The organism is bacterium (genome assembly GCA_016124905.1).
Lineage (GTDB): Bacteria > Pseudomonadota > Alphaproteobacteria > Rickettsiales > RI-342 > RI-342.
Genome location: WGMV01000014.1, coordinates 1 through 10037, shown reverse-complemented (window position 1 = coordinate 10037; position 10037 = coordinate 1). Strand labels below are relative to the sequence as shown.

Here is a 10037-nt window from a genome sequence, read left to right as displayed (position 1 = left end):
GGCCGTTTGTTTTAAAGATTTATGCGGCGCGTGTAAATAAGGCTGCGACTTCCACATGGTGGGAGCCGATGAACTGGTCCAGCGGCTGGGCTTGGTTGAGTTGCCAGCCGCCGGTGATGAGGATGGCGGCATCGCGGGCGAAGCTTTCGGGATTGCAGGAAATCATGGCGATGTGGGTGAGGCCGTTTGGTTTGGCCAGCTCGCGGCATTGGGCCTCCGCCCCCGCACGGGGCGGGTTGATGACGCAGGCGGTAAAGCGGGAAAGTTCCGCTGCGCGGAAGGGGCTTTTGAACAGGTCGCGTGCCTCAGCGGTGAGGCGCGGCAGGGTTTTGGCAAGCTGGCGGATATTTTCCACCATTGCCATGTCCAGCTCGGCGGCATGCACGGCCTGCCCCGGCCTGGAAGGACTGGGGGCCGCAAGGCTGGCCGCATAGCCGCCGATACCGGCAAAGAGATCCAGCACGGCACCTTTGGCGGGCAATCTATCCAGCACATAGCCGGTCAGCCAATTCTGCGCTTCGGCGCTGGCCTGAAGGAAGGCGCCGGGCGGCACGGGCAATGTTTGCGCGCCGATGGTGACCCGGCAGCGGCGCGGGGCGAAACTGATATGAGGCTCATCCCTGCCCTTCACCCACAGGCTGATGCGGGCGAGTTCCTTTAATTGCGAAATGGATGCGCCGATGGTCATTTCCGCCACATCTGATGGCGCGCGCGGCAGTTCCAGCACCGCATCCATGCCGTCGTCCAATTGCGTTATACGCAGCGCCTGCGGCTGAACATCCTTCGGCAACCCGTTCAACCATGCCTGCCAATGGGGAAGCTGCGCCTCCAACACAGGATGAAGGATGGGGCAATGGTCCACGGCCAGCACATCCCTGCTGCGGCGCTGATGGTAACCCAACCGGCGCTGATGGATGGCGACATCCACCCGCCTGCGCGAGGCACGCGCCATGGTGGCGATGGGTGAGAGTTCGGCAGAGATACCCTGCCTGGCCAGCGCGGCCTGCACCAGCGAGGTTTTGAAACGCGCAACGGCCTGCGGCGCGAGATGCTGCAACCCACAGCCGCCGCACATGCCGTAATACGCGCAGAAGGGCTCGGACCTGTCCGGCGAGGAGGTGATGATGCGAAGGACCGTGGCGCGGCCATGGTCCTTATGGTGGGCAATTTCGGCTTCCACCACATCGCCCACGGCAACCAGCGGCACATAGACGGGTTTGCCATCAAGGCGGGCAATGCCGTCGCCCTGATGGCCGAGTTCGGTGATGGTCAGCACGTGTGCGATAGAGGCCCCCTCACCCCTGCCCTCTCACATACTTATGCGGCTCCCAGGAGCCATGGTCCTGTTCGAGCCCTCAAGGGGAGAGGGAGTTTGGGGCAGATTATTTTTTCGCCCAGCTGCCGTTGGGCTGCTGCAGGTATTCACCCGGCGCGGCGCGCTCATAGAGCTTCTCGCCCATCAGGCGGGCAACCACATCCACCGGCTGGTTCTGCTTGAGAGATATCTTTTTATATTCCTCAAGGCGTTTGGCGTTGATGGTTTCCACCAGGCGCAGCGCATCCGCCGGGGCTGCCCCCACCTGGGCAATGAAGCCCTTGGGCGTTTCGCCTACCCAGCCGTTGGTCTTGGCTTGCTGAAGGTCCAGCGCCCAAGCCGACATGGGCACCATCAGCGCAGCAGCGAAGGCAAGGGTACGAAGCTTAGAAAATGTCATCTTTCTTCTCCAGCAGGTTCTCAAGATCTTTATCCACTTTCACACGGATTTCGTGCGAAATATTGATGTTCATGTTGATGACGATGGGCTCTTTCGGAGCTTCCACCCTCACGGTTGGCGTGCAGGCGGAGAGTAACGCCGCCAGCAGCACAACACTAAGAATTCTGTTATGGGTGGGGTTATTTTTTCGCACGGTCGAGTTGCTCCTGTACGCTTTGTTCAATGTTCCAGGCGGCGTTGCCTGATTTCCATAATTTCGAGTAGTCGGCATTCAGGTTTACATTAAGCTGAATGGTGGTGCCATCATAGACGTTGGGATTGTAGCCTTCAAGGCGAATGACGGCGTGGACCTTGTTTGGCTCGGGCGTGTCGATGCTGGTTTCCAGCACCTTGTAGTGAAAATCCTCCAGCGCCTGATAAAGAATGCCTATGCTCTCGTCACCCGTTACGTTTTCGGATTTGTAGCGGATGCGGCCATCCTTGCTGGCGGCAAGCTTGCCGCCCTCAATCTCAATTCCCTCAGGCGTCAGGATGATGGGGAACGTACCGGTCAGCTTGCCTTCGGCCGTGGCGGTTTCCTGCACCCAATATTGCAGAAGGGTTTGGATATCGAGGTTTTCCGCCCTGGCCGTCAGGGCCAGCTTGGAGCCTTTCTGCCAGGTCAGGCGTTTGTCTTCATTCTTCGTGGGGTCATAGGCGGCGCGGGCGGTCATGATGCTTGGAGAGAGCGAGAGGGAAACAGCCGTGCCGATGGAGTTTTTCTTTTTCGGCGTGGTGTTTTCCGTTTTCTCCACCTTGCCTTCACTGATGGTTTTGGTGGTTTTATCCATCACATTCTTGGCATCCACCCAATTGCCGTTGAGGTGCAGCGGCTCCACCAGGCCATCCCAGGCAATGCTCCAGGCGTCGCCCTTTTTCTCGGCGGAGAAGGTCGGCTTCTGCTTGGCGTCGGCCGGTACGCCGTACCATTCCATGCCCTTCAGCAAAATGGGTTTTTCGGGCACGATCATCAGCGTGGATTCGCCGCGCTGGCCCCAGTAGAGCTCATTTAGCGTGGCGCTCAGGCGGTTGTTGCTCACGCGGCCTTTCAGCACGGTTTTTATCATAGGTTGCGGCAGGTTGCCGATGCCGGGAATGGCCATTTTGCCCTTGGTGTAGAGCTCGCTTTCAAATTTATAATCCTCCGGCACGCCCTTGACGGAGATTTTGAAGGCGGCATCCTTCAACAGCGCAAAACCCGTATCCTTGGTGATGGCGGGTATCAGGAAACCGATATCGCCCTCCCCGCCGGTGATTTGAAAGGTGACGTCAAACCCCGGAAGCTGCAGCATGCGCGGCATCAGATGCGTTTCCAGAAAAACCTTGCCGCCAAAGGCATTGCCCGCCAGCTTTCCGGCAAGCTGAAGTATGGGGCTGCCGTCATCGTCGCGCAGCACATCCATGTCAAATGTCAGACGGGCCTGCTGGCCGTTGATGACCATGTCGAGCGTGCCGTCGCCAATGGCGAGGTCCTGCGGCCAGGCATCCAGCAGGTTTTTGATACGCTCTTCAATGGGCACGGGCGTGGGGTCTTCCACTTCGTCCACATCCGTGATGCCGGGAATAATCAGTATGCCGTCATTGTAAGAGAGGGATGCCGCGGCAGTGCGGATGCGGATGGCCTTGATCACGGGCAATGGCTCCCATTCCCATGTAATGACAGAGCCGATAAGGCGCACCGTGCCGGTGCTGATGTCCTCGAACTCAATGCGCTTGAGCCCGATGGAATGAATTTTAATCTCCGCTTTCAACTCCGTATGGCGTTCCAGCGCGGCGGCCATTTGCTTTTCGATCCAGTGCTTGCCGGTGGCGCTGGTGGCGCCCCACCAGAGAATGAGCGGCACGGATATCGTCACCGCCAGGAAAAGCGCCAGAACCGCACAGAGGATTTTTTTATACAAAGCCATAATCACGCGTATGTTTTTTGTAGAATTGCGTTTGCTAAAGGAATCCGTTAGCTTGCGCCTGCATTGGGTATACTGCTGGTATACCTTATGGCGCAAGTTCGTTACAACCTATTGTGTTGTTCATTTGGGGAGCACGTAAAAGTCATGCATTCGTTTGAAAGCTATCTGCTGGTCAATACCAACGTTATCCCCGTGATTCTGGTGAATTTCGCCATCGCGCTGATCCTTCTGGTCGGCATCAAATACATCTCCGCCGCCGTCAGCCATGTGCAGGCGAAAACGGAACTTTCCGTGAAAGATAACGGCGCATTCGGTATTTCCACCGCCGGGGTGATCCTCGGGGTGATCATCATGACGACGGGCATCATGACGGATGAAGCCTCGCTCGACCTTTCCCTGCTGGCCATGATGATGGCCGGGTACGGGCTGCTCGGCATCGCGCTGATGTTTGTGACCCGCGTGATTTTCGACGACCTGGCCATGCCGCGCATTAAGCTGCGCGATGAAATCCTTCGCGGCAACATGGCCGCAGGCATTGTGGATGCGGGTAACGTTATCGCCTCCGCCCTGGTGGTGCGCGCGGTGATGTACTGGGTGAACAGTTACACCTGGCAGGGCCTCGTCATTTTGCTTATCGCCTATTTTCTTTCTCAGCTTTTCCTCACCCTGGTGGTGCGCCTGGGGCTGGCTCGCTTCCAGCGCCGCCACAATGCCGTGGTTCAGCATCAGGTAGGGTCGGGCAATGTGGCCGTGGCGCTGCGTTTCGCCGGATTCCGCATTGGTACGGCGCTGGCCATCACCGCGGCTTCGCAAATGGTACCTTATGCCTATGATGAATTTCTGCTGCCGATGGTGAGCTGGCTCATCATGTCGCTGGTGATCGTCATCATCACCTCCGTGGTGGCCTGGCTGGCGGACCATATCATCCTGTCGGACATCAATCTGGAACTGGAGGTGGATTCCCAGCGCAATATCGCCGTGGGCTCCATGCAGGCGGCCATCCATATTTCCGTCGGCCTGTTAATGATGGCATTGATGTTCTAGGAACGGCCCTTAGGGCTGTGAGTGTAAGATTCCGCCGTGAATGGTTGATGTTGAATGCCCGACAGCCCAAGTTTTTTTGCCTGCCCTGCCCCAAGCGCCAGCGAGATAGGCCGCGCCGCGAAATCGGTGGACGTCACCATGCCCAAGGATGCCTGCCTGAAGGCGCAAACGGTCATCCGTAACTGGCCCGGCTATGCGCCCTCTCCCTTGCGGCGACTGGAAAAGCTGGAACAGCAAACCCAGGTGGCGGGAGTTTATTACCAGGATGAGTCACGGCGCTTTGGCCTCAAGAGCTTTAAAGGACTTGGCGGGGCCTACGCGGTGCTGGTGTGCGTGCAGCGTTACCTGCAAAAGAAACTGGGTGGGCCCGAAGCGAGCCTGAGTGACCTGCTTGCCGGGAAATTTCGTGACGAATTGCTGGATTATACCGTCTGCACGGCAACGGACGGTAATCATGGCCGTTCGGTAGCGTGGGGCGCCAAGCTGTTCGGCTGTCGCAGCGTGATCTATATCCACGAGCATGTGAGCATAGGCCGTCAGGAGGCGATGGAAGCGCTGGGCGCAACGGTGATCCGCGTGAAGGGGAATTACGACGATTCCGTACGGCAGGCGAAAACGGACGCGGGGCGGCATGGCTGGCAGGTGATCTCCGACACCAGCTGGCCGGGTTATGCCGACGTGCCCGCGCTGGTGCTGCAGGGCTACACGCTTATGGTGGAAGAAGCGCTTGGCAATATGCCGAAACCGCCGACGCATGTGTTCATCCAGGGCGGCGTAGGCGCGCTGGCCGCAAGCGTAGCGGGCTGGCTGTGGCACCGCTATGGCAAGGATATGGCCAAGGTCGTCCTGTGCGAGCCGACCCGCGCGGCCTGCCTGAAGGCCAGTTTCGAGGCAGGAAAAATCACCGCCGTGCATGGCGCGCTGGATACGATGATGGCCGGGCTTGCCTGCGGCGAGGTGTCCGAACAGGCATGGGCGATGCTGAACGGCCTCACCAGCGCCTGCATGGCCCTGCCGGACAGCGCGGCTATTGACGCAATGCGTGGGCTGGCGGCGGCCGAATATTCCGCGCAGCCCATCATTGGCGGGGAATCGGCCGTGGCCGGGCTGGCGGGTTTTTATATCGCGGCAGCCAACAACGGCTGGCGTCAGGCGCTTGGGCTCGACGACACCAGCGAGGTGCTGCTGTTCGGCACCGAAGGCGATACAGACCCCGAGCTGTATCAGCATATCGTCGGCAAGAGCGCGGAGCATATCCTGGCCGGGGCGGCGTGATGTACCAGATATTCGAACGCACGTTGGAAAGCCTGACGAATCATCCGTTGCGGCGCTATGCGATGGCGTCGATGATTTTGAGCGCATTGCTGCTGCTCGGCATAGCGGCGGGGCTCACCACGCTTCTGGTGCAGACGCGCTTCATCGCCAGCGGAGGCTGGGGCGAATGGCTGCTGGACGGGCTGGTGGGGGTTGGCTCCTGGGTGGCGGCATGGTTTCTGTTCCCCCTTATCACGCCGCTGGTGGCGAGCCTGTGGCTTGACCGCGTGATCATGGGCGTGGAGGCGGAATACGGCGATGCCAGCGGACGCGAACCCCACCTTGGCGCGAGCATGAAGGCCGGGTTGAAATTTTTCGGCAAGGCACTGGCGCTGAACATCGTGGTGCTGCCGCTTTATTTCATCCCACTGGTGAACCTCTTTGTTTATTACGCACTTAATGGCTATCTGCTGTCGCGGGAATTCCTGGAAGCCGTGCTTTTGCGCCATATGAGCGCGGCGGATGCGGAAGCATTTCGTCATCAGCGAAAAACCCGGCTGCGCGTGATGGGGCTGATTCTGGCCGGTTGCGGCAGTTTGCCCGTCATCAATCTCTTGCTTCCTTTGCTCGGTGTTGCCATGATGGCGCACCTTTTTGAAACCGAGCAAGGCCGACCACATGCCGACATACGATAAGTCCAAACTCCCCAGCCGCTACGTTACCGGATTTCCCAACCAGGCGGGGGCGCGCACCATGATGCTCTCCCCCTGCATGGGGCTGGGCAACAGCGTGGAGGAACGCAATGCCGCGCTGGATGCGCCGCTGGTGGGCGTGGTGAGCACCTGGAACGAATCCGCCCCCTGCAACATCGCGCTGATGCGCCAGGCGGAAGTGGCCAAGCTCGGCGTGAACGAAGCCGGCGGCACGCCGCGCCTGTTCAACACCATCACCGTGACGGACGGAATCGCCATGGGGCACCCGGGCATGTTCTCATCGCTCCCCAGCCGTGATCTGATCGCCGATTCGGTGGAGCTTTCCATGCGCGGGCATTGTTATGACGCGATGGTGGGAATCGCCGGATGCGACAAATCCCTGCCCGGTTTGATGATGGCGATGGTGCGGCTGAACGTGCCGTCCGTGTTCATGTATGGCGGCTCTATCCTGCCCGGTAAGTTCAAGGGCAAGGATGTAACCATTGTCGATGTGTTCGAAGGTATCGGCAAGCATGCCGCAGGCGGCATGAGCAGCGAGGAACTGCACGAGCTGGAAGCGGTCGCCTGCCCTTCCTCCGGCGCATGCGGCGGGCAGTTTACCGCCAACACGATGGCCTGCGTGTCGGAAGCCATCGGCCTGGCCATTCCGGGTTCGGCCGGGTCGCCCGCGCCTTACACCACGCGGGATGAATATGCGCGCCAGTCGGGCATTGCCGTGATGCAGGCGCTGAAACTGGGGCTTCGCCCGCGTGATATCGTCACCCGCAAATCGCTGGAGAATGCCGCGCGCGTGGTGGCGGCCAGCGGCGGTTCCACCAATGCGGCGCTGCATCTGCCCGCCATTGCGCATGAGGCGGGGATCGAGTTCGACCTGTTCGACGTGGCGGAAATCTTCCGCTCCACACCCTATATCGCGGACCTGAAGCCGGGCGGCAAATATGTGGCCAAGGACATGCACGAGGTGGGCGGCGTGCCGGTGTTGTTAAAGGCGCTTCTGGATGGCGGCTTTCTGCATGGCGACTGCATCACGGTGAATGGCAAAACCATGGCCGAAAATCTGAAGGGTATTACCTTCCCGACCGGTCAAGATGTGATTTACACCTGCGACAAGCCCATCAGCCCAACGGGCGGCGTGGTCGGGCTGAAAGGCAACCTGGCCCCGGAAGGCGCAATTGTGAAAATCGCGGGCCTCAAGAACCTGCGCTTTGAGGGCACGGCCCGCGTGTTCGAGAAAGAGGAAGACGCTTTGAGCGCCGTGCTGAACCGCAGCTACAACCCCGGGGATGTCATCGTCATCCGCAACGAGGGCCCCAAGGGCGGCCCCGGCATGCGCGAGATGCTCTCCACCACTGCCGCGCTTTACGGGCAAGGCATGGGCGAGGACGTGGCGCTGATTACCGACGGGCGCTTCTCCGGCGGCACGCGGGGCTTCTGCGTGGGGCATATCGGGCCAGAGGCAGCCGTGGGCGGCCCTATCGGGCTGCTGAAAGACGGCGACCGCATCGTCATTGATGCTGAAAAAGGACTGATCGAGGTGCAGCTGAGCGAGGCCGAACTGGCGGAGCGCAGGAAAAACTGGAAAGCGGCCAGGCATGATTACCAGAGCGGAGCGATCTTTAAATACAGCCAGTTAGTCGGCCCGGCACGCCTCGGGGCCGTTACGCATCCGGGCGCCAAGGCTGAAATCAAGGCTTATGCGGATATCTGATACGAAAAACTGTCATAGTTTCATGCCATAAACCCTCCACATGGAGGATTTTATGACGCCAAACGTATCATTTGCCGAACTTTGTCTGTCGGAAGACGTGGCCGCTATTGGCGATGCGCTGAATATGAACACCCATTGCTATGATGACGCGGCCTCGCTGCGCATGACGGGTGAAGAACGCACGGACATACTGAAGGACAGCGACTTCACGGAGCATGGCATTATCCATACGATCCCGCTTGATAAAATGGATGTCATGGGCGCGCCGGATGAAGAGGATATCGGCCAGCACCTGGTGTTCCAGTTTATGACGTCTCCGCCGTTTGATAGAAATGCACCCCAGGATGCCCATGTTTATGCGCTGCTGGTGGAAGATGATTATCTGGATGCACCGGAAAACTATGCCAACCACGCTGAACGCGTGGATATTCCGCAAAACCGTTTTTCCCTTGGCCTGCAGCTGCTTGACCTTGATAGCCCGGGCAATTTTGAAATTGCGCCTGTCGTGGAATCCAGCTCGGTGCTTACCGGTAAAAAAAACGTTCCGCCGGTTGAACTGGACGAGGATATCGCCTGCATTGCCAAAGCATTTATCGAAGCCAACACGGACCTTTTGCTGGAAGCGTGGAATGTATTTCAGGAACAACGGAATACCGGACAGGGCCGTAACATCGCCATTGATTGCGAAGGGCTTGATATGGTGGAATCGGGCCTTACGGTTGAAAGCCTGATCGACAGCATCATTCATCAGGATGGGCTATCGTCAGAACAACCGTATGTTGCCTAGCATTACAAATTGGTAAGCCAGCGAAGGAAGGGTTTCGCCCGCGCGTATCAAGGGTAGAATGCCCCTATAGGAGCTTACCCATGCGTATTTTACCCATCCTGCTCAGCACTGTTCTGTTATTCTCCAGCAACGCGGCCATGGCCGACCCGCGCCACCATGGCGGCCATGACCGAGGCCATGATCGAGGCCGTGACTGGGGATACCGCCATGACCATCGCGGCCCGGTTTTTTACGGATCGCATTATTACGGCCCGCGCCTGTTTCCCGGTGGAATGATCGTGATACGCGATACGCGCCCCGTCTATATCGAGCGCGACTATATCGACGCACGCCCCGGCGTGCGCTACATGCCACCGGAACCGGCGCAGGTCGAATACCGTGACGAGGACGAGGCGGACGGTCGCTATTGCCGCGAATATACCTCCAAAGTAGCCGTGGGCGGACGCCTGCAGGAAAGCTACGGCCAGGCATGCCTTCAGCCCGATGGCAGCTGGGAGATTATTTCTTAGCGCTGCGCGCTAAGACTTTTGTTGGCTCGCTTCGCTCGCTATTACGCCCGCATTAGCGGGCGGGCCCTCAATGGGCCAGTCGCGCGGTGCGCTCCGGCTTTTGTTGGCTCGCTTCGCTTGCTATTACGCCCGCATTAGCGGGCGGGCCCTCAATGGGCCAGTCGCGCGGTGCGCTCCGGCTTTTGTTGGCTCGCTTCGCTCGCTATTTCGCGCCAATAAGGCGCGGGGCGCAGTCGCGCCCAGTCGCGCGGTGCGCTCCGGCTTTTGTTGGCTCGCTTCGCTCGCTATTACGCGCCAATAAGGCGCGGGGCGCAGTCGCGCCCAGTCGCGCGGTGCGCTCCGGCTTTTGTTGGCTCGCTTC

10 protein-coding genes are annotated in these 10037 nt (G+C 59.4%); 6 read left to right on the top strand and 4 right to left on the bottom strand.

Annotated elements, in window-relative coordinates:
* Positions 1-19: 19 nt before the first annotated feature.
* From GC177_05100 to GC177_05085, 4 genes are all read right to left on the bottom strand, one after another.
* Positions 20-1276 carry a TRAM domain-containing protein gene (locus tag GC177_05100; protein MBI1275332.1) on the bottom strand — a complete coding sequence of 419 codons (1257 nt, stop codon included), beginning with the start codon at positions 1274-1276 and terminating at the stop codon, positions 20-22.
* Between the two features lie 106 nt (positions 1277-1382).
* Positions 1383-1715 carry a DUF1318 domain-containing protein gene (locus tag GC177_05095; GenBank protein ID MBI1275331.1) on the bottom strand — a complete coding sequence of 111 codons (333 nt, stop codon included), beginning with the start codon at positions 1713-1715 and terminating at the stop codon, positions 1383-1385.
* Positions 1702-1986: a YnbE family lipoprotein gene (locus tag GC177_05090; protein ID MBI1275330.1), complete on the bottom strand. Its 285-nt coding sequence runs from the start codon at positions 1984-1986 to the stop codon at positions 1702-1704. The genes GC177_05095 and GC177_05090 overlap by 14 nt, the downstream gene beginning before the upstream one ends.
* Complete coding sequence (locus GC177_05085; GenBank protein ID MBI1275329.1) at positions 1895-3661, bottom strand: hypothetical protein; 1767 nt, start codon at positions 3659-3661, stop codon at positions 1895-1897. Before GC177_05085 ends, GC177_05090 begins: the two co-directional genes overlap by 92 nt.
* Before the next feature lie 87 nt (positions 3662-3748).
* Between GC177_05085 and GC177_05080 the strand changes: the two genes are divergently transcribed.
* From GC177_05080 to GC177_05055, 6 genes are all read left to right on the top strand, one after another.
* Positions 3749-4705 carry a DUF350 domain-containing protein gene (locus tag GC177_05080; protein ID MBI1275328.1) on the top strand — a complete coding sequence of 319 codons (957 nt, stop codon included), beginning with the start codon at positions 3749-3751 and terminating at the stop codon, positions 4703-4705.
* 54 nt (positions 4706-4759) lie between these two features.
* Positions 4760-5980 carry a diaminopropionate ammonia-lyase gene (locus GC177_05075; GenBank protein MBI1275327.1) on the top strand — a complete coding sequence of 407 codons (1221 nt, stop codon included), beginning with the start codon at positions 4760-4762 and terminating at the stop codon, positions 5978-5980.
* Positions 5980-6654: a hypothetical protein gene (locus GC177_05070; GenBank protein ID MBI1275326.1), complete on the top strand. Its 675-nt coding sequence runs from the start codon at positions 5980-5982 to the stop codon at positions 6652-6654. Before GC177_05075 ends, GC177_05070 begins: the two co-directional genes overlap by 1 nt.
* Positions 6638-8380: a dihydroxy-acid dehydratase gene (ilvD, locus tag GC177_05065; protein MBI1275325.1), complete on the top strand. Its 1743-nt coding sequence runs from the start codon at positions 6638-6640 to the stop codon at positions 8378-8380. The genes GC177_05070 and ilvD overlap by 17 nt, the downstream gene beginning before the upstream one ends.
* A gap of 52 nt (positions 8381-8432) precedes the next feature.
* Entirely contained in the window at positions 8433-9167 is a 735-nt protein-coding gene (locus GC177_05060; GenBank protein ID MBI1275324.1) for a hypothetical protein, read from the top strand.
* Positions 9168-9247: 80 nt separating this feature from the next.
* A complete protein-coding gene (locus GC177_05055; GenBank protein MBI1275323.1) occupies positions 9248-9676 on the top strand; it encodes a hypothetical protein in 429 nt (142 codons plus the stop codon).
* Positions 9677-10037: the final 361 nt, after the last annotated feature.

What these genes read in the sequence shown, in the direction of transcription:
- GC177_05055 (MBI1275323.1), top strand. Translation starts at nt 9,248, where the DNA reads ATGCGTATTTTACCCATCCTGCTCAGCACTGTTCTGTTATTCTCCAGC.
- GC177_05070 (MBI1275326.1), top strand. Translation starts at nt 5,980, where the DNA reads ATGTACCAGATATTCGAACGCACGTTGGAAAGCCTGACGAATCATCCG.
- ilvD (MBI1275325.1), top strand. Translation starts at nt 6,638, where the DNA reads ATGCCGACATACGATAAGTCCAAACTCCCCAGCCGCTACGTTACCGGA.
- GC177_05075 (MBI1275327.1), top strand. Translation starts at nt 4,760, where the DNA reads ATGCCCGACAGCCCAAGTTTTTTTGCCTGCCCTGCCCCAAGCGCCAGC.
- GC177_05085 (MBI1275329.1), bottom strand. Translation starts at nt 3,661, where the DNA reads ATGGCTTTGTATAAAAAAATCCTCTGTGCGGTTCTGGCGCTTTTCCTG.
- GC177_05060 (MBI1275324.1), top strand. Translation starts at nt 8,433, where the DNA reads ATGACGCCAAACGTATCATTTGCCGAACTTTGTCTGTCGGAAGACGTG.
- GC177_05080 (MBI1275328.1), top strand. Translation starts at nt 3,749, where the DNA reads ATGGCGCAAGTTCGTTACAACCTATTGTGTTGTTCATTTGGGGAGCAC.
- GC177_05095 (MBI1275331.1), bottom strand. Translation starts at nt 1,715, where the DNA reads ATGACATTTTCTAAGCTTCGTACCCTTGCCTTCGCTGCTGCGCTGATG.
- GC177_05090 (MBI1275330.1), bottom strand. Translation starts at nt 1,986, where the DNA reads ATGCCGACTACTCGAAATTATGGAAATCAGGCAACGCCGCCTGGAACA.